A 17,424-nucleotide genomic window follows, 5' to 3' on the forward strand; every position below is an offset into this window, starting at 1 on the left:
GAGGCTGCTGCTCTCGTGAGAGACGCAGGAACGCGACGAGACTACAGAACAGCTTGGTGGGCGAGCGGGCTATCGGCTACGGCGTCCTCGTCTCAGCGAGTAACTGATCTGGATACAGACTCACTCTCCGTCCAGATCGAACTGTTCGTGCTCTTTGGCGGGGTTGAGAACGACACTAGTGTTCGACTCTTTGATTTCCGGATCTGTCAACAGGTCCTTTATTGTGTCGTTCATGTCGTCTGTGTTCCGGAATTTCCCGATAGCAATGATATCGTGGTCGCCGGTGGTCTCGTAGACACTCACCATCTGTGGGTGGTCGCTCAGCGTGTCAGTCACCTCGACGAGCGCGCTTCCCTCGACTTTCAACTGGAGGATTGCGGTCACGTCGTACCCGACAGCGCCGTAGTCGATTTTTGGCGTGTATCCCTGGATGATGCCTTCCTCTTCCAGCGCCGAGAGATGATTCGAGATGGTCGTCACCGAGACATCGAGGTCCTCTGCGAGACTTCGCAGACTCGCTCGTCCGTCTCCCAGAAGTGCATTCACCAATTTCTCGTCTAAATTTTCGTACGTCATCAGTCCGAGAAACGAACCCTTCCCATTAGAATTTTACGAATATGCAATTTTTTCGCTGTCGTGCAAGGTTTGCTCAAAATGGGTGGGTTTTAGTATGTGTAGGACGCTCATTCGCGTGTCGAAAGATGACAAGTAAAAGTCTATCGAGTGAAGCAGAGGCAGTACTCGACCGCATCGAAGAGGAGGATGTCGACTTTCTCCGGTTGCAGTTCACCGACATTCTGGGGACGGTAAAGAACGTTTCTGTCCCGGCCGACCAGACTGAGAAGGCGTTCAGGGAAGGGATCTACTTCGACGGCTCCTCGATAAACGGGTTCGTCCGGATTCAGGAGTCGGACATGCGTCTCGAACCTGACCCGAATACGTTCGCGCTGTTGCCCTGGCGGAACAACGGTGACGTGACGAGTGCCCGGCTCATCTGTGACGTTATCGATACGACGACAGGCGAGCCGTTCTCCGGTGACCCGCGCCGCGTCCTCAAGAATGCCATCGATCGGGCACACGAAATGGGATACAAAGTCAACGCCGGGCCGGAGCCGGAGTTTTTCCTGTTCGAGGAAGACGAGGAGGGCCGTGCGACGACGACGACTCACGACAAGGGTGGGTACTTCGACATGGCACCGAAAGACCTCGCACAGGATGTCCGTGGCGACATCATCTACGGTCTCGACGAGATGGGGTTCGAGGTGGAGGCGAGCCACCACGAGGTCGCAGAAGGCCAGCACGAGATCGACTTCAAGTACGAAGACGCGCTGACGACGGCCGACAACATCGCCACCTTCCGGGTCGCGGTGCGGGCGCTGGCGGCCGAACACGACCTGCACGCGACGTTCATGCCGAAGCCGATTCCGCGCATCAACGGCTCCGGGATGCACACACACCTGTCGCTTTTCACCGAAGACGGGGACAACGTGTTCCACGACGACGACGACGAGTTCAACCTCAGCGAGACGGCAAAGCAGTTCCTCGCTGGGATTCTCGAACACGCGCCGGCACTGGCCGCGGTCACGAACCCGACGGTAAACAGCTACAAACGGCTGGTCCCCGGCTACGAAGCGCCGGTGTACGTCGCGTGGTCGGACGTGAACCGGTCGGCGCTGATTCGGAAGCCAGCCGCCCGCGTCCCCGCAGCCTCGCGCATCGAAGCGCGGTTCCCCGACCCCTCGTGTAACCCCTATCTTGCGGTCGCCGCGCTCATCCAGGCCGGGCTCGACGGCATCGAGAACGACCTCGACTGCCCGGAGCCGGTTCGGGAGAACATCTACGAGTTCGACGAACAGAAGCGTGAAGAGTACGGCATCGAGACGCTCCCCTCGAATCTGGGCGAGGCGGTCGAAGCACTCGAATCCGACGAGGTCGTGATGGATGCCCTCGGCTCTCACGTCGCCGAGAAGTTCGTCGAGGCGAAAACCCAGGAGTTCGAGGACTACCTCGTCGACGTTTCCCAGTGGGAACTCGACCGCTATCTCGAAACGTTCTGAGCTACGCCGACAGGAACGCGCACGTCTTTTCGATTATTCGCTCTTGCTCGGTTACAAACGAGTGGTCTTCGCCGGGGAGTTTGACGAACGTCCCACCAGGAATTCGGTCGGCGATGCGCTTGCCGTTCGCTGCCGGGACGACGTCGTCCTCGTCGCCTTGTAACACCAGTACGGGTATCTCAATACTACGAAGCGTCTCGGGAGCTATTGAGGGAGCGTCGTCGTGGCTCCCGAACAGTATCGCCGGTGCCCACAGTACCATCCGGTCGGCTTCGTCTGTCGCGTGTTCGAGCGCGAGTCGGCCGCCGAAGCTCTTTGCGACGACGGCAACCGTCGTACACCCCCGGGCTCTGAGTAGGTCGATTCCTGCATATATCTCCTCGCGGAAGTCGGCAGCCGTCTTCGCTTCGAGGTCGTCTGGGCCCGTCCAGGTGTGGAACCTGGCAACTAGGTGTCCGGCGTCTGTGGCTGCCTCGGCAAATCCGTCGAAGACGTCCCCGAAGGGGCCGTGTCCCGCGCCGGGAACCACCAGAACGCCGCGTTCGGTCTCCACGTCGGGGACGGTCAGACGGCCGGGGTACTCATCGCCGTGGACTGTTAAGGTCGTCTCCTCCATCAAGACTGGTTTTCCCGACCCGATATTATAAATTCGGTGGCTGGTTGTGGTGTCTTCCTTCAGCGCAGACTTCGTAGCTTGTCGAGTATTCGCCCGGGCGCGCCAACGGCTTTCACCGTCACACCGACAAGCACCATCAGCGCGTAGAGCCCGAGCGTCGACAGCCAGATGACGAGCATCGCGAGAATCGCCCAGCCGCCACCGAGGAAGTAAAACGCTCCGAGTGTCATCACAGTCCCGTACAGTAAGACGAGATACGGTCCCCACCCGGTGGCGTGACCGCGACGGACTCGCCCCCGGACGTACTGTTTCAGGTCGTCTTCGAGCTCTTCCCGATGGACGGTTCGGTCTTCGATCTCGGATTCGAATGCTTCGAGTTGGTCCTGCAGCTCGCGTAGCTCGTCGCGCGTCACGGCTTGGCGCTCGCGCTGTGCCCTGCTTGTCCGCTCGCCACGCCCCGACGCGTTTCGGTCACCCTCTGGCTCACTCGTGTCGTCGTCTATCGGCCCATCAGCTTCGCCCATAGTCGCTCGTTGTGTAAGGTGTCGACCCGACACCTGTTGTAGTTGCCGGTCTTCGTGGCTGTCTGCCAACACCGCGTTGACGGCGACGCCGGTGTCACAGCACGGCCTCGAAAGCCATTAGACGGTCGGCGGCTACCTCTCCGTATGGAAGAGCCTCGCGTGACAATACGACGGGTCACAGCGGTCCTGCTCGTGACCAGCGTTGTGCTCATCCTGCCGGGAACAATCGGTATCGGTGCGTCTGTTCCCTTCGCTGTCGGGCTCGGACTCGCTGCTCTTGCACTCGCAGCCGTACGCGAGACCCTGGCGACAGTACCGACTGTTCTTGGCTACGACCTCGGTCAGTATGCGCCACATCTCTGGCTCTCGCCGCTTCTCGCGTTGGGTGCTGTTGTCGTCTTCCCGGACGCGACCTCCGTCGAACTCCAGTCTCTCGGTGGGGTTGCGGGACTCGTGGCGATGGTGAACTACTTTTTGACGCCGGCTTACAGCGTCGTCTACGCGCTCGCCAGCCGCATCGCTCGCGGTATCGGTGGGTAAGCTACTTCCCGGTGACAGCCTCAATCTCGTCGACGGATGCGGTCGTTTTGAACGTCGTCCCGCCGTAATGAGTCCGCGAGACCTCGTGTCCTGCTTCCTGGAGCTGTTCGAGGAAGCTATCCATCGAGGGAGCAGGCCGACCCCAGCGCTTGCAGAGCCGGTGCTGGTCGTAGTGTGTCGGGACCGCTAGCTCGTCTGTGAGTGTCGAGAGCAATCCGTCGATATTCTCTGCTGTCTCCATATCGTCGCTCAGACTATCACGGACGGACGCGACGAACTCGGGGTCACAGGTTCCGTCGAGCCAGACCGGGCCGGCCGTCTGGATTCCGTGGTCACAGAGCGGACACGACGAGGGTGGGTCCGCAATCAGCCCGGCCTCACTCTCGCGGTACAGGCAGTGTTCGCAGTGATGGATGTACCCCAGTCTGTCGACCATCTCGTTTGCGACTGTCGCGCCGCGGTCGAGTTCGAGGTATGTCCGGACATAGTGTTTTGTTGCGTGTGTCAACACCGGGCGCGGTGCGATGTCGTAGCGGGCCCCTGTTCGGACCAGGGCCGACAGCAGAATCCGGACACCCATTTCGGCGTGATACTCGGTGTTCCGTGGCACCGCACTATAATTTCGAACGCCGCTCTCGAAGTGTGCACCACACAGCGGGGCGGTGTCGGTCGCCGTCACACACAGGAGATTCCGCGTCCCCTGGAAGGCGGCGTCGGCAAACGGTATTGGCGTCCCGAACGGGTCGATGTCGACAACGTCGAAGTAGTCGTCGTGCAACAGCGCGTTGACATCACGGTTACGCACGTCGCCGTCAAGGTTGTTGCGTGCGAGATTCTCTTGGCAGAGGTCGATAGCGTCCTCGTCGATATCACAGCAGGTCACGTCCCAGCCGTCGGCCGCGGCCCGCACTCCGCGTGCACCGCTTGCGGTCATGGCGTCGAGATACGTCTTCGCACGAGGCTCTCGGTCCTGGTATGCCCGAAGAACAGCGACAGTGAGGTCGCGGTTGAGTTCCTGGACCGGGTTGAAGAACACCTCGTCCCCGGCACCTTCTCCCTGCTCTGGAACGACGAGTTCGACGGAGCCTTCCCGGACGTTCATACGCCGACGACGGCACCAGCCCGCAAAAGCGACACGGTTCTCGGCACTCAGTGGCGAACAGCCGGCACGGCGCGGCCCACGGAGCGATGTGCCGGACTCCCGCGAGCCGCCCCGCGGTCACTGGTCAGCTCATGGGTTCGGTGGTGTCGGCTTCGGATATACATATTGGGACCGTGTCAAGCACAATATCTTTCCCGTGGCCGGTGTTATGTGCGGACAATGGCGGAGTGTGACATTTGCGGCCAAGAAGAGAGTATGCCGTATCACTGTCGCCACTGTGACGGGACTTATTGCTCGGAACACCGGCTGCCGGAGAACCACGACTGTCCCGGGCTCCAGAACTGGGACAACTCCGGACCCGTCTTCGACAGTGGATTCGACGACACGGTCATCGACGACACCCAAGACGACGGAATTCTGGCGAAACTCGGCGTCGACACCGGCCCGGGTGGGCCGCTCGCGTACTTTCGGGGGAACATGACCTATATCGTTCTCCTGTTGATGGCGGTGACGTATATGATCCAGTTCGTGGTCCTTCTCACGCTGGGCGAGAGCGCCCACCAGACGCTTTTCGTCTTCTCCCCGGAGAACCCACTATTCGTGTGGACCTGGATTACGTCGATTTTCGCCCACTCGCCGGGCAGCTTTCTACACATCCTGTTCAACGGCATCGTCATCTACTTCTTCGGCCGACTGGTCGAGCAGTATATCGGCTCGAAGGAGTTCGCAGTGTTGTTCCTCGTGAGCGGTGTTCTCGCCGGGGCCGGCCAGGTCCTCTATCAGATGGCGCTTGGCTCTGGCGGCCCTGGTGTCGTTGGGGCAAGCGGCGCGGCACTCGCACTGATGGGCGTTCTCACGGTCTTGAAGCCTGACCTCACCGTCTACCTCTATTTCGTTATTCCGCTCCAGATCTGGATTATCACCGGCGGCACCATCGCAATCAGCCTCCTCCTCATCGCCACCGGTGGACCCGGGGCCGGCGGCATCGCACACGTCGCCCACCTGGTCGGCGTCCTGCTCGGGCTCGCCTACGGCCAGCGTGTCAAAGACCGCGTCCGACTGCCTGGACAGTATCGTTTCGGCGGCGGCCCTGGCGGCCCGGGCCGCGGTCCACCCGGTCCGGGAGGCCCCGGTCGGCGACCCTGACCATGGAGCTTGCACGTCCCGAGTTCGTCCCCGATTCGTCGCTGTCTCGGACAGAGATGGAGGCACTCCAGACCGATATCGCCGACGCCGGGGTCTTCACTGACGACCTCGGGTCGACGTTCGGCCAGCCGCCGGTCGTCGCCGGCGTCGACCAGGCCTTCGACGGGGAGCAGGCGACCAGCGCGGTTGTCGTCATGCAGGGAACCGAGGTCATCGAGCGCACCCACGCGACGGAGCCGACCGAGATTCCATATATCCCTGGCCTGCTGAGTTTCCGTGAGGGCGGCGCGATTCTCGCCGCATTTGAGCGGGTAGAGCAGAAACCCGATGTGGTGCTTGTCGACGGGAGCGGCCGGATTCACTTCCGGGAGGCCGGCCTGGCCACACATATCGGCGTGACCCTCGACGTTCCGACCGTCGGTGTCGCAAAGAACCTGCTCTGTGGACAGCCCCGTGAGTCGCTATCCGAGCCACTGCCGGCGGGCGAACGCGTGCCAATCGAGGCAGATGAAGATGTGACTGCACCCGACGGGACAGTCATCGGCTACGCGGTCCAGACGCGGCAGTACGACTCTGGTTCCCGTCATATCAATCCGCTCTATGTCAGTCCGGGCCACCGGGTGAGTGCCGAGACTGCCGCCGACGTGGTTGCCCGACACGCAACCGAGTACAAACTTCCCGAACCGACGCGGCTGGCCGACGCGTACGCGGACGAACTGACAAGCTGAGGGCCTACGCTTATGAGGTCGTGTGGCGTACTCGCGGCTGTATGAGCGTGAGCGTACATCTCGATACGGCCATCGACGGTAACGAGACACTCGACTGCGAGACGGCGAAGCTGGTCGGCGACGTGGTTCTCGCCGAGAGCGACGACCGAACAAGGGTTGTCCCGATGGGAAACGTTGCGGGAGTTGACGGTGACGAGGTCGAGAAGACAATCGAGGCAGTCGAGTACGAGGGTGGCAGGGTGACCGAACTCGTGACGCAGGTCGAGTGAGGACACAACGGCCAAGTAGTCGGCCCCCCTCCCAGAGAGTATGACAGACCGCAGTGCGGCCGTCACGCGCGAGACAGCCGAGACCGACATCGAGGTGCTCCTCGCGCTCGACGGCGACGGCGACGCGACCATCGACACCGGCATCGGCTTTTTCGACCACATGCTCGAATCGTTCGCGACACACGGGCTGTTCGACCTCACGGTCTCCTGTGACGGCGACCTCGACATCGACGACCACCACACCGTCGAGGATGTCGCCATCACGCTCGGACAGGCCCTCGACGAGGCACTCGGCGAGAAGCGTGGCATCCGTCGGTTCGCCGACCGACGTGTCCCGATGGACGAATCACAGGCTGGTGTCGTCGTTGACATCAGCGGCCGCCCCTATTTCTCCTTTGACGGCGCGTTCTCACAGGAAGCGGTCGGCGGGATGACCAGCTATATGGCCCGACACTTCTGTCGCTCGCTCGCGACCAATGCCGGACTGACGCTGCACGCGAGCGTCGACGGTGAAAATGCCCACCACGAGATAGAGGCACTGTTCAAGGCGCTGGCACGGACACTCGACGACGCAACACGAATCGACGAGCGCCGCAGCGCGGCACCGAGCACGAAAGGCGAACTGTAGCGATACAACTCACAGGAACTGTCTGTCGAGACCAGCAGGCTGCTGGCCGATCAAAACCGCTCAGCCGAAGTGTTCTTCGTAGAGGTCCTGGGCGTGTTCGATCGCGTCGAAGGCGGCCTCGCGGTCCTCCCAGCCCAGCGTCTCGGTCTGCTTGCCCTCTTCGAGATTCTTGTAGGTCTCGAAGAACTCACTAATCTCGTCGCGGGTCTGCTCGGTGAGGTCGTCGACATCCTGGACGTTGTCGTAGCGAGGGTCCTCGCTGGGGACGGCGATGACCTTGTCGTCTTGCTCGCCGTCGTCGTCCATCTTCATCAGGGCGACGGGGCGTGCCTCGATAACACAGCCGGGGAACGTCTGGTCCTCGACCAGCACGAGCACGTCGAAAGGGTCCTCGTCGTCGTAGTACGACTGCGGGATGAAGCCGTAGTCGGAGGGGTAGTGGACGTTGCTGTGCAGGACACGGTCCAGCACGACGCCGGGAACGTCCTTGTCGTACTCGTATTTGTTCCGTTCGCCTTTCAGGCACTCGACGACCGCGTATATCTCCTCGGGCGGGTTCGGTCCGGTCTCGAGGTCTTCCCAGAGGTTTACCATCGTTCTCCGGTCCGACCGTCGGTCAAAAACTACTTTCGGTCTGAGTCGTAACCGGCGATAGGCACACGGTCCAGGGTTCGTATCAAGGTGGTGAAACACCAGCCACCGCGACAGACACATCTATATCGGTCCGTTGTATTGCGGTTAACTTTTGACAACGTAGAGTTAGTTTACCAACGGTTAAGTGTCGTCCTGATGTACAATCAGGTAATGTCAGAGGCACAAGCAGTTGCTGACACCCCAGGTATTGCCAGCGAGCTGACGGCGTTCCAGCAGAACATCCTGACGATACTCGCAGAGGAACCCCGGTACGGTCTCGCTATCAAGCGCGAGCTCGAAGCGTACTACGAGACCGAAGTGAATCACGGCCGCCTCTACCCGAACCTCGACGACCTCGTCGAGATGGGGCTGGTCGAGAAGAGTGAACTCGACAAGCGCACAAATCAGTACGCACTGACCGACGACGGGTACGATGCGCTCCTCAACCAGCTCGAGTGGACGTTCGACCGCCTCGTCATCGATGGTGACCGTGCAGACGACATCGAGACGCTCGTCGAACAGACGAACTAGTTCTCCCAGGTCGGCGGCTCTGTCCGCACACACTCGAAGACGTACTCCAGAGAGTCATCCACGGCGGCCTGTTGCTCGTCGCTGGGCCAGGCGTTGCGCGGGAAGTACTCCTCACGGAACTCGGCAATCTCCTCGCCGGTCGCCTGCTCGATTTCCTTGGCGTAGTGGTTGCTCATGAAGTCGGCGAGTGCGTGTGCGTTCGCCCCGTGGACCTCGCCGTGAGCGCGTTCGACCTGGTCCGCGAGGTCACGGTTGTGTTCCTCGATTGTGCGCCACTGTTCGGCATCGCCAGCACCTTCCAGTCGACGCTCGATACCGCGGTCGAGACTCTCGATTGCGTCGAGCTGTGCGACACCGTCCTCGAGCCACTCGTCGGGGTACAACACCAGTACGTCGTCGTCGTCCTCTCGGATTCGTGCCCGGTAGTCGTACTCCTCGAGTAACTCGGCGCGTTCCTCGCGGTAGGCCGCGGCCTCGTTGTCGTCGATTGCCTCGCGCGCTCGTCGCGTAAGCTGTTCTGCCCGGTCGATAACATCCGCCGGCAACGGTTCGTCGGTCGTCCCGTCGACGCGGTCACTGTCGTTTTCAGCCATGCTCGAAGGCCTCGTTCGCGAGGTTATCGGCGCGTTCGTTTAGTTCGCGCGGAACGTGTTCGAGCGACCACGACTCGAAGCCCGAGAGCAATTCCATTGCCTGCACGCGCTTCTCGCGGAGCTCCGGGCTGTTCACGTCGTACTCGCCACGAATCTGTTTGACGACCAGCTCCGAGTCGCTACGAATCTCGACCTCCTCGAAACCGTATCCCTCGGCCACTTCGAGCGCGTGGATTAGTCCCGCGTACTCCGCCTGGTTGTTGGTGGTGTCGCCGATTCGCTTGTTGCCCTCGGTGGCGATACCGTCGCCGGTCACGATGACCCAGCCAATCGCCGACGGTCCGGGATTTCCTCGGGAGGCGCCATCGGAGTAAACGTGTGCGCGACCGCCGCCCTCCCGAAGAAGCGCCTCCAGGCGAGCTGTGTCACCACCCTGTACGACGACTTTACCGTCGTAAGCGACGGCGGTTGCGTCCCCGCGCTCGGCACGCCAGCGCTCGTGGTCAGTGTTGCCCGCTTCGGGCTCGATATCAGCCGCCTCTAGCCGCTCGCGCGCCAGCGCAGGATCGCACTCGATGACCGGCATTGACACTTACTTCACCGTCGAATCCCTTGTATGCCTTTCGGTTCTCTCTGTCTCGACAGAATACCGTGCCTGCGCTGTCTGGCGGTTTCCTCGCTCAGCCGTTATCCTGTCTCAATGAAAAACACAAAATACTTGCCAAGGGTTTAAGTTTCTCTATCTTACTACTATAAAAATGCGATGACACGGTCCAGCCGCCAGCGGGAGCGCGAGCGTGAGTCTACGACTGAACAAGAGGAATCCGAGGACGTGCGAGACTGTCCAGAGTGTGGGTCCGAGAACCTGGTCAAGAGTTCGGACAGGGGGGAACTCATCTGTGACGACTGTGGCCTCGTCGTCGAGGAAGGCAACATCGATCCAGGACCGGAATGGCGGGCGTTCAACCACCAGGAGCGACAGGAGAAGTCTCGGGTCGGCGCGCCGACGACCCAGACGATGCACGACAAGGGGTTGACAACGACCATCGACTGGAAGGACAAAGACGCCTACGGCCGGTCTATCTCCTCGAAGAAACGAAGCCAGATGCACCGACTGCGCAAGTGGCAAGAGCGCATCCGGACGAAGGATGCGGGCGAGCGAAACCTCCAGTTTGCGCTGTCTGAGATCGACCGGATGGCCTCTGCACTCGGGGTCCCTCGGTCGGTCCGGGAGGTCGCCTCGGTCATCTACCGGCGGGCACTCAAAGACGACCTCATTCGGGGGCGTTCCATCGAGGGGGTCGCCACGAGCGCCCTGTACGCTGCCTGCCGGAAGGAGGGGATTCCACGCAGCCTCGAAGAGATCTCCGACGTCTCTCGCGTGGAGCGAAAGGAGATCGGCCGCACATACCGGTATATCTCGCAGGAACTCGGCCTGGAGATGGAACCGGTAGATCCGAAAAAGTACGTCCCACGCTTCTGTTCCGAACTGAGCTTGTCCGAAGAGGTACAGACCAAGGCAAACGAGATTATCGAAACGACCGCAGAGAAAGGGTTGCTCTCCGGGAAGTCGCCGACCGGATACGCGGCTGCCGCAATCTACGCCGCCTCGCTTCTGTGTAACGAGAAAAAGACACAACGCGAGGTTGCCGATGTCGCGCAGGTCACCGAGGTCACGATCCGTAACCGATACCAAGAGCAGATCGAGGCGATGGGTATCCACAGCTAACGCGGTCGCCACATTTTTCCCGCACGGCAAATCCGGTGTTGAGAGGTAGATTTAATTGTTCATTACCGAATGTCAAGGTAATGAGCACGGCGGCACAGTCGATGTCGATTCTGATGTTGGTCTGTGCCACGCCCATGCTCGGTCTCGCTGCATACGGCTACCGGAACATCGAGAAGCCGGGCGCTCGCGGATTCGTATTCTGCCAGATCGGAGCAATCGTCTGGTCGATTCAGCTTGCGCTGTTAGCCTGGCCGGGCCAGCTGCTTCCGGTCCACCTGAACACGGGGATTCGTCAGCTGGCCCAGTTCGGCGTCGCCTTCGGCTGGCTACTTCTGGTCTGGGAGTACAGCAAGCGCGAGCGCGTCGATATCTCTCGCTCTCTCGTCGTCGCTCTCCTCGTTCTTCCGGCCGTAACGTTCGTACTCTCAGTCACGAATCCGGCACACCACCTGGTTCTCGCGGCGGATATGCCCCCAGACCCGGTCGGAATCAGCCAGTTCGAGACGGGGCCGTGGTACTTCGTCGCTATCGCGTTTGCAGTCGCTGTTGCCGTGCCGCCGGTTGGTCTGCTGGTCGACGAGTTGCTGTCGGCACACGGCGCACACCGCAAGCAACTCCTGTTGCTTCTGGCGGGCTGGCTCATCGGCTTTCCGGGTGCACTTCAGACCTACCTGTTTCGGAACTTCGAGTCCATTCCTGCCTACGTCGACCTGACGCCGCTTGCCTTCTCTGTGAGTGCAACGCTGTGGGGGATGGCACTGTTCCGGTACCAGCTGTTCGGCCTGGTGCCTGTCAGCCGGCGGACGACCGTCGAAACGATGGCAGATCCCGTCATCGCTATCGACGCGAACCGGACCGTGGTCGATGCCAACCCAGCGGCCTGCCAGCTGTTCGGCGTCCATGAGGAGGACGTAGCAGGCCTGTCACTGCGCTCGTTTTGCCAAGGGTACCCAGACCTCGTCTCGATGGTCGAACCGGGTCAGAGCCACAGTGAGGACATCACCCTCGAAGATGCCGGGCCGCGTCATTTCTCACTTGATGTCTGTCCAATCGAACAGAGTGGGTCGACATTCGGCTCCGTGTTGGTGTTCCGGGAGGTGACACAGCTCCGGAAGCGCGAACGCGACCTCGACTTGCTCAAACAGATTCACTCCCGCGTTCTCCGACACAACATCCGCAACCAGCTGACAGTTCTCAAGGGCCAGACCTTCGCTATCGCCGACCAAGATGACGGGACGTTCGACGAACAAACACAACTGATTCGAGAGACGGCCGACACGCTACTCGAGTACAGCGAGAAGGCCACAGACCTGCGTGATATCATCGATTCCGAGGCCGAGAATACCTCTGGAACGCTGACAGGAACTACCCGACAGGAGCTGTCGAGGCTCCGTGAGGAGTATCCCACTGTCGAGGTCGAGAGCCGGATAGACGAGGATGTCTACGTCCGTTCCCATCCCGATATCCACCGGGCGATTCGGGAGTTGCTGCACAACGCCGTGGCCCACAACTCCGACGACAGCAAGCGCCTCCGCGTGACGGTCACGAACACAGACGACAAGGGCGTGTTCAGGGTCGAGGACAACGGCCCTGGGATCAGCAACACCGAGATAGAGACACTCGAAGCCGGCGAGGAGACTGCGCTACAGCACACGTCTGGCATCGGACTCTGGATGGTGCGACTGCTGGTCGACAAATCTGGGGGAACGCTCTCCTTTGACCAAGACACCGAAGTTGGCGGGACTAGCGCCGAGATACGGCTCCCGATTGCAGACCACGGAACACGGGCCGAGAAGTAACATCCAAGTTCGTTGCGCGGCTCATAGGGATATGACACTGACAGTGGTCACTTTGCCCCTCGTCTCGCTGTCAGATGTGCAGACGTTTCTCGAAGAGTTACAGACGACAGAAGGTCGAGTAGCCGTCAGCGCTGTGGCGCTGATAGCTTTGGTCGCCGTTGCCCTCTTTGTAGCACCATATATCGTCCATACGCTCGGCTACGCAGTCCGCGACCGGCTGTTGAACGACCAGATGGTCTCTCTCGTCGATACGGTGTCGGCGTACATTCCGACGACCCTCGGCAGACTGGTTTTGCGCCTGGTCCAGCTCGGGATTTCCTTCCTGGCGCTGGTCTCGTTGCTGGTGGTCTGGGGACTTGTCGATGCGGCAGTGACGGTTGTTCAGCTTACTGGCCTCTCGCTTCCGTTCTTGGTGAGTGTCACCGTCACGATCGGTATCTTCTTTGGAGCGTACATTGCGATGGGCCTATTCAACGACCTGATCGACCAGTTCGGTCAGGAGGCGGACCACGTCACAGACCACCAACAGGAAATACTGCTCCGGCTCAGCCACCTCGGTGTGCTGGCGTTTGCGATTACAGCTGTGCTTACGCTATGGGGTATCAATCTCTCGGGGCTGTTGGTTGGTGCAGGGTTCCTGGGTATTGTCGTCGGTATGGCCGCCAGACAGACGCTTGGGGCGATGATTGCTGGCTTCGTGTTGATGTTCTCGCGGCCCTTTACGGTCGGCGACTGGATCGAAGTGGGCGACGAGGACGGTATCGTGACGAACATCACGATCATGAACACGCGCCTGAAGAACTTCGACGGCGAGGCGATTGTCATCCCGAACGACATCGTGAGTAACAGCGCAATTACCAACCGCACCAGCCAGGGCCACCTACGGACCCGCCTCGACGTGGGTATCGATTATGCGGCTGACCCCGAGCGCGCACAGGAGATTGCCCAGGCGGTGATGGAAGACCTCGACGCAGTCGCGAATGCTCCGCCACCCCAGGTCGTCTCGAAGGCCTTTGGCGACTCGGCTATTGTCCTCGAACTACGATTCTGGGTCGACCGACCAACCCCACAGCATCGCTGGCACGCTGTCGAGTCGGTTGTCCACGGCGTCAAGGAAGCCTTCGAGGACGCCGGCATCAAGATCCCCTACCCCCAGCGCGAACTTTCCGGGCGTGCTGAAACGGGTGGCTTTCGCGTCCAGGACCCTATCCCCGAGGAGGCTGTCGAAGCGCCGGCAACGAGACCAGAGGAGTGAGCACTCCCTCGGAGCGTAGCCGACGACCAGGAATGGGGCGGTAGCTACGGATGATCTTGATGGGAGTGTTCAGGTAGGCTGATTCAATGCGAAGCTGACTGATTTGAGCCAGTCGTCAGCTGTGGCTGCGTTGGCGTTGCTGAAACAGTTTGAAACGAAGAGATTCACCGTTTTACCGTACGAAAGATACGTTCGACGCTATTCCAATGTCCATGGCGTTCGTCTCTAAAACCGAGGCCGTATCTCGAACACGCAGCGTTCAGCGACTGCGAGCCATCAATGAGAAACACGGCGTTAACGAGACGCTTGCGTCTCGTTCGCACATCAGAAATCGACGATTTCTGAGGACGTCGTCAACATCACGTTTCTCGCGGATCTCGGCAAAGAACCCGTGAGCGATGATCTTGTTTGTTGTCGGTTCAAGCTGTGTATGCAGTAATTCGTTTGTTTCCGGGTCGACGGCAGCGTACAGCCAATACTGCTCGTCGTTGAGTTGGATCACCGTTTCGTCAACCGCAACGTGATCCGGACTTTGTCCGTCTTCCGGCTGTAGATCTGCCTTGTGAACCCAGTTGTGAACTGTAGAACGTGCACGCTCGACACCGAATAGTTCGAGAATTGAAACAGTATTCGAAAGCGACAGTCCGGCAAGATGCAGCTGAATACTGAGCTTCATCAGAAATCGCGGTGTCGCTTCTCGTTCAACAAACTCTAAGTCGATCTGGTCGATACTACCGTTGAGGCGGGTGTTTTTGGGCATAGATCACTCAAAAAACGCTCCGCCTCACTTTTCAATCCTTATCTGAACACCGCCCGTAGCACGCCCCTAGCTTTTTAATAGCGATAACATGAATTATAGGGATATGCGAATACGCGGGCAACATCGATGACACAGGGCGCACAGTCGATGGCATTTCTGATGTTCATGTCCACCGTCCCGATTATCGGTGTCGCCGCATACGCCGTTCGCACCCTGGAGAAGCCGGGCGCGCGGGGGCTTTTATTCTGTCTGCTCGGTATGGTTGGCTGGTCGTTTGCGCTCATAATCGTCACCTGGCCGACGCGTGTCTTCCCGGTTCACGTGACGTTGACCGGACGGTTCTTGAGCCAAATTCTTGTGGCCTTTGGATGGCCCCTTTTTGCCTGGGAGTATCTCCGACGCGAGCGGGTCTCGATTCGCCCTGCTGTACTCGTCGTCTTCTCGGTGATTCCGGTCGTGACGTTAGTGTTGTCGATCACCAATCCGCTCCATCACCTTGTCGTCCTTCCTGAGACGCCGACGAACCCGACTGGCATCAGCGAACTCGTTCTCGGGCCGTGGTATCTTGTCCATATCTGCTTCGCAATTGCGTTTGCCATGTTGCCGGTCGGCCTGCTTCTCTCTGATTTCTGGGGAGCACACGGAACACACCGCCGACAGCTGTTGCTCATGTTCGCAGGGTGGATCGTCGGCTTTCCCGGGGCGCTCCAGACACATCTATTCCGGAACATCGAGGCTATCCCGCTCTACGTCGACCTAACGCCGGTCACGTTCCTGATTACGGCCCTGTTGTGGGGCGTTGCACTGTATCAGTACCAGCTGTTCAGTCTTGTCCCGGTGAGTCGTCGCACAGCCGTGGAGACGATGCCAGATCCGATTGTCAGTATCGACCAGTCAGGGCAGGTCGTCGATGCAAACGCCGCCGCCAACCGGTTGTTCGGAACAGAGGAAACCCCGATGGGAGTTCCGTTCGAGGAGTTCTGTAAGGACCAGCCGGAGGTGCTTTCACTGTACGAGAGCAACGTCGAACGACAGCCGGAGCTCGCTCTCGAAACAGACGGTGAAACCCACTATTTCGTCTTCGAACGGCGCTCGATTTCGCCGGGCTCCTCGAAGGCAGGCTCGCTTCTGGTGTTTCGGGACGTGACAGAGCTGCGCGAACGCGAACAGGACCTCGACCTGTTGCGGCAGGTCCAGTCTCGGATTCTGCGACACAACATTCGGAACGACCTCGGGGCGGTACAGGCGTACTCGGAACTGCTCGTAGACGAAGTCGACGGCAAGGAAAAAGAGAGGGTCGAAGAGATTCGCTCGATTACCGACGACCTCGTCGCACTCAGTAACAAGACACGCACGGTCGAGACGTTCGTGAAACAGGACCAGACATCAGGGCCAATCGACCTCGGAGAGGTAGTCCACAGTCAGTGTACCCGCTATAGCCAACAGTATCCGGACGTTACGGTCACCGTCGACGTACCCGAGGAGTACTGGGTCGTCACGATTCCAGCGATGCGGGCGGCGTTCGAGAATCTCATCGAGAACGCGTTCGTCCACAGCGATACTGACGACGCGACCGTCGAGGTGAGTCTGGTCGACGGCGAGGAGTACGCGACAGTGGTCATCACGAACAACGGAACAGAAATCCCTGCTCAGGAGCTTGCCGTCCTCGAAAAACAAGAGGAGACACAGCTCCAGCACGGCAGCGGTATCGGCCTGTGGCTCGTGAACTGGGTCATCAGGAACTCAGACATGCGCGTCGAGTTCGAAACTGAGGCGGGAGCCACAAGCGTAACCGTCGAGATACCTGCCGAGACAGACGAACCGACGTGACAGGAGCCCACAGTCTTATCGACCTGGCAGTCTGATACAGGTACGATGCCAGTAACGCCTACGGTTCTCAGAGAGTACGACGGTCGGGCACCGACGGAGACGACGACGGCGACGTTCGGACTCGGCTGTTTCTGGGGTCCGGACGCGACGTTCGGGGCGATAGAGGGTGTCGTCCGGACGAGAGTGGGCTACGCAGGTGGGACAAAGCCGGACCCGTCGTATCGAGTGCTGGGAGACCATACCGAGGTTGTCCAACTCGACTACGACCCCGAGACAGTATCTTTCCGTGACCTGCTTGCGGTCGTCTTCGAGGAACACAGCCCACGCCATCAGACCGGGAAACGGCAGTACCAGAACATCATCTTCATCGAGAGCGAACAACAGCGCGAGGAGCTAACGGCATTTCTCGATACGAAAGAGTACACCGCCGATGAGGTGGAGACACGAATCGAACCGTTGGAGACATTCTATCTGGCCGAGTCGTACCACCAGAAATTCAATCTCAGTGACAAGAGCTGGATTACCGAGCCCTTCGGGGAGGCGGGATACGACGAGACTGATATCAGAGAATCCCCTGCAGCCGCCAAGCTGAACGCACACGTCGCCGGCCACGACGTGACAGTGCCGTTCCTCTCTGAACGTGGCCCGCTCGCATCCGAATCACGATAATCCCGCGCTGTAGCT

The 17,424-nt window shown here is 60.0% G+C and carries 19 protein-coding genes and 1 pseudogene; 12 read left to right on the plus strand and 8 right to left on the minus strand.

Annotation, left to right across the window (positions count from 1 at the left end; translation table 11 throughout):
• Positions 1-120 precede the first annotated feature (120 nt).
• A complete protein-coding gene (gene lrp, locus OSC37_RS13060) occupies positions 121-576 on the minus strand; it encodes an HTH-type transcriptional regulator Lrp (RefSeq protein WP_267161879.1) in 456 nt (151 codons plus the stop codon).
• A gap of 125 nt (positions 577-701) precedes the next feature.
• Between lrp and glnA the strand changes: the two genes are divergently transcribed.
• A complete protein-coding gene (gene glnA, locus OSC37_RS13065) occupies positions 702-2,057 on the plus strand; it encodes a type I glutamate--ammonia ligase (protein ID WP_267161880.1) in 1,356 nt (451 codons plus the stop codon).
• Between the two features lies 1 nt (position 2,058).
• Here the strand turns inward: glnA and OSC37_RS13070 are convergent, their stop codons facing one another.
• Entirely contained in the window at positions 2,059-2,673 is a 615-nt protein-coding gene (locus OSC37_RS13070; protein ID WP_267161881.1) for an alpha/beta hydrolase, read from the minus strand.
• Between the two features lie 59 nt (positions 2,674-2,732).
• Complete coding sequence (locus OSC37_RS13075; RefSeq protein ID WP_267161882.1) at positions 2,733-3,197, minus strand: ribonuclease BN; 465 nt, start codon at positions 3,195-3,197, stop codon at positions 2,733-2,735.
• A 144-nt stretch (positions 3,198-3,341) separates the two neighbouring features.
• Between OSC37_RS13075 and OSC37_RS13080 the strand changes: the two genes are divergently transcribed.
• Complete coding sequence (locus tag OSC37_RS13080; protein ID WP_267161883.1) at positions 3,342-3,737, plus strand: hypothetical protein; 396 nt, start codon at positions 3,342-3,344, stop codon at positions 3,735-3,737.
• A gap of 1 nt (position 3,738) precedes the next feature.
• Here the strand turns inward: OSC37_RS13080 and OSC37_RS13085 are convergent, their stop codons facing one another.
• The gene (locus OSC37_RS13085; RefSeq protein ID WP_267161884.1) at positions 3,739-4,839 is read right to left on the minus strand and encodes a tRNA (guanine(26)-N(2))-dimethyltransferase; all 1,101 of its coding nucleotides are present in this window, start codon (positions 4,837-4,839) and stop codon (positions 3,739-3,741) included.
• A gap of 219 nt (positions 4,840-5,058) precedes the next feature.
• Here OSC37_RS13085 and OSC37_RS13090 point away from each other — a divergent pair, with 219 nt between their 5' ends.
• The 4 genes from OSC37_RS13090 to hisB are packed head-to-tail and all read left to right on the plus strand — an operon-like array spanning position 5,059 to position 7,610.
• Complete coding sequence (locus tag OSC37_RS13090; RefSeq protein ID WP_267161885.1) at positions 5,059-5,985, plus strand: rhomboid family intramembrane serine protease; 927 nt, start codon at positions 5,059-5,061, stop codon at positions 5,983-5,985.
• A 2-nt stretch (positions 5,986-5,987) separates the two neighbouring features.
• Positions 5,988-6,713 (plus strand): endonuclease V, encoded by a 726-nt coding sequence (locus OSC37_RS13095; protein WP_267161886.1) that lies wholly within the window; start codon positions 5,988-5,990, stop codon positions 6,711-6,713.
• Positions 6,714-6,754: 41 nt separating this feature from the next.
• Positions 6,755-6,982: a hypothetical protein gene (locus tag OSC37_RS13100; RefSeq protein ID WP_267161887.1), complete on the plus strand. Its 228-nt coding sequence runs from the start codon at positions 6,755-6,757 to the stop codon at positions 6,980-6,982.
• 40 nt (positions 6,983-7,022) lie between these two features.
• Positions 7,023-7,610 (plus strand): imidazoleglycerol-phosphate dehydratase HisB, encoded by a 588-nt coding sequence (hisB, locus tag OSC37_RS13105; RefSeq protein ID WP_267161888.1) that lies wholly within the window; start codon positions 7,023-7,025, stop codon positions 7,608-7,610.
• Positions 7,611-7,670: 60 nt separating this feature from the next.
• Here hisB and OSC37_RS13110 read toward each other — a convergent pair whose 3' ends face one another.
• Positions 7,671-8,204: an inorganic diphosphatase gene (locus tag OSC37_RS13110; RefSeq protein WP_267161889.1), complete on the minus strand. Its 534-nt coding sequence runs from the start codon at positions 8,202-8,204 to the stop codon at positions 7,671-7,673.
• A gap of 210 nt (positions 8,205-8,414) precedes the next feature.
• Here OSC37_RS13110 and OSC37_RS13115 point away from each other — a divergent pair, with 210 nt between their 5' ends.
• Positions 8,415-8,774, plus strand: coding sequence for a PadR family transcriptional regulator (locus OSC37_RS13115; protein WP_267161890.1), 360 nt, complete (start codon positions 8,415-8,417; stop codon positions 8,772-8,774).
• Here the strand turns inward: OSC37_RS13115 and OSC37_RS13120 are convergent.
• Positions 8,771-9,367: a DUF7108 family protein gene (locus OSC37_RS13120; RefSeq protein ID WP_267161891.1), complete on the minus strand. Its 597-nt coding sequence runs from the start codon at positions 9,365-9,367 to the stop codon at positions 8,771-8,773. The two genes, OSC37_RS13115 and OSC37_RS13120, sit on opposite strands and share 4 nt — an antisense overlap.
• Positions 9,360-9,953 carry a ribonuclease HI gene (rnhA, locus tag OSC37_RS13125; protein ID WP_267161892.1) on the minus strand — a complete coding sequence of 198 codons (594 nt, stop codon included), beginning with the start codon at positions 9,951-9,953 and terminating at the stop codon, positions 9,360-9,362. The genes OSC37_RS13120 and rnhA overlap by 8 nt, the downstream gene beginning before the upstream one ends.
• Positions 9,954-10,130: 177 nt before the next feature.
• Here rnhA and OSC37_RS13130 point away from each other — a divergent pair, with 177 nt between their 5' ends.
• The 3 genes from OSC37_RS13130 (at position 10,131) to OSC37_RS13140 (ending at position 14,150) form a co-directional block, all read left to right on the plus strand.
• Positions 10,131-11,096, plus strand: coding sequence for a transcription initiation factor IIB (locus OSC37_RS13130; protein WP_267161893.1), 966 nt, complete (start codon positions 10,131-10,133; stop codon positions 11,094-11,096).
• Positions 11,097-11,176: 80 nt separating this feature from the next.
• Positions 11,177-12,895, plus strand: coding sequence for a sensor histidine kinase (locus OSC37_RS13135; protein WP_267161894.1), 1,719 nt, complete (start codon positions 11,177-11,179; stop codon positions 12,893-12,895).
• A 31-nt stretch (positions 12,896-12,926) separates the two neighbouring features.
• Positions 12,927-14,150, plus strand: a complete 1,224-nt coding sequence (locus OSC37_RS13140; RefSeq protein ID WP_267161895.1) for a mechanosensitive ion channel family protein — start codon at positions 12,927-12,929, stop codon at positions 14,148-14,150.
• 69 nt (positions 14,151-14,219) lie between these two features.
• Here the strand turns inward: OSC37_RS13140 and OSC37_RS13145 are convergent.
• Positions 14,220-14,910, minus strand: a pseudogene (locus OSC37_RS13145) (IS6 family transposase).
• Positions 14,911-15,036: 126 nt separating this feature from the next.
• Here OSC37_RS13145 and OSC37_RS13150 point away from each other — a divergent pair.
• The gene (locus OSC37_RS13150; protein WP_267161896.1) at positions 15,037-16,740 is read left to right on the plus strand and encodes a sensor histidine kinase; all 1,704 of its coding nucleotides are present in this window, start codon (positions 15,037-15,039) and stop codon (positions 16,738-16,740) included.
• A gap of 45 nt (positions 16,741-16,785) precedes the next feature.
• A complete protein-coding gene (locus OSC37_RS13155; RefSeq protein ID WP_267161897.1) occupies positions 16,786-17,409 on the plus strand; it encodes a peptide-methionine (S)-S-oxide reductase MsrA in 624 nt (207 codons plus the stop codon).
• Positions 17,410-17,424 lie beyond the last annotated feature (15 nt).

The organism is Halovenus salina (assembly GCF_026410925.1).
In the GTDB taxonomy this organism is placed as follows: Archaea; Halobacteriota; Halobacteria; order Halobacteriales; family Haloarculaceae; genus Halovenus; species Halovenus salina.

Coding starts and splice junctions, on each gene's coding strand:
- lrp (WP_267161879.1), bottom strand. CDS start 576: ATGACGTACGAAAATTTAGACGAGAAATTGGTGAATGCACTTCTGGGA.
- glnA (WP_267161880.1), top strand. CDS start 702: ATGACAAGTAAAAGTCTATCGAGTGAAGCAGAGGCAGTACTCGACCGC.
- OSC37_RS13070 (WP_267161881.1), bottom strand. CDS start 2,673: ATGGAGGAGACGACCTTAACAGTCCACGGCGATGAGTACCCCGGCCGT.
- OSC37_RS13075 (WP_267161882.1), bottom strand. CDS start 3,197: ATGGGCGAAGCTGATGGGCCGATAGACGACGACACGAGTGAGCCAGAG.
- OSC37_RS13080 (WP_267161883.1), top strand. CDS start 3,342: ATGGAAGAGCCTCGCGTGACAATACGACGGGTCACAGCGGTCCTGCTC.
- OSC37_RS13085 (WP_267161884.1), bottom strand. CDS start 4,839: ATGAACGTCCGGGAAGGCTCCGTCGAACTCGTCGTTCCAGAGCAGGGA.
- OSC37_RS13090 (WP_267161885.1), top strand. CDS start 5,059: ATGGCGGAGTGTGACATTTGCGGCCAAGAAGAGAGTATGCCGTATCAC.
- OSC37_RS13095 (WP_267161886.1), top strand. CDS start 5,988: ATGGAGCTTGCACGTCCCGAGTTCGTCCCCGATTCGTCGCTGTCTCGG.
- OSC37_RS13100 (WP_267161887.1), top strand. CDS start 6,755: ATGAGCGTGAGCGTACATCTCGATACGGCCATCGACGGTAACGAGACA.
- hisB (WP_267161888.1), top strand. CDS start 7,023: ATGACAGACCGCAGTGCGGCCGTCACGCGCGAGACAGCCGAGACCGAC.
- OSC37_RS13110 (WP_267161889.1), bottom strand. CDS start 8,204: ATGGTAAACCTCTGGGAAGACCTCGAGACCGGACCGAACCCGCCCGAG.
- OSC37_RS13115 (WP_267161890.1), top strand. CDS start 8,415: ATGTCAGAGGCACAAGCAGTTGCTGACACCCCAGGTATTGCCAGCGAG.
- OSC37_RS13120 (WP_267161891.1), bottom strand. CDS start 9,367: ATGGCTGAAAACGACAGTGACCGCGTCGACGGGACGACCGACGAACCG.
- rnhA (WP_267161892.1), bottom strand. CDS start 9,953: ATGCCGGTCATCGAGTGCGATCCTGCGCTGGCGCGCGAGCGGCTAGAG.
- OSC37_RS13130 (WP_267161893.1), top strand. CDS start 10,131: ATGACACGGTCCAGCCGCCAGCGGGAGCGCGAGCGTGAGTCTACGACT.
- OSC37_RS13135 (WP_267161894.1), top strand. CDS start 11,177: ATGAGCACGGCGGCACAGTCGATGTCGATTCTGATGTTGGTCTGTGCC.
- OSC37_RS13140 (WP_267161895.1), top strand. CDS start 12,927: ATGACACTGACAGTGGTCACTTTGCCCCTCGTCTCGCTGTCAGATGTG.
- OSC37_RS13150 (WP_267161896.1), top strand. CDS start 15,037: ATGACACAGGGCGCACAGTCGATGGCATTTCTGATGTTCATGTCCACC.
- OSC37_RS13155 (WP_267161897.1), top strand. CDS start 16,786: ATGCCAGTAACGCCTACGGTTCTCAGAGAGTACGACGGTCGGGCACCG.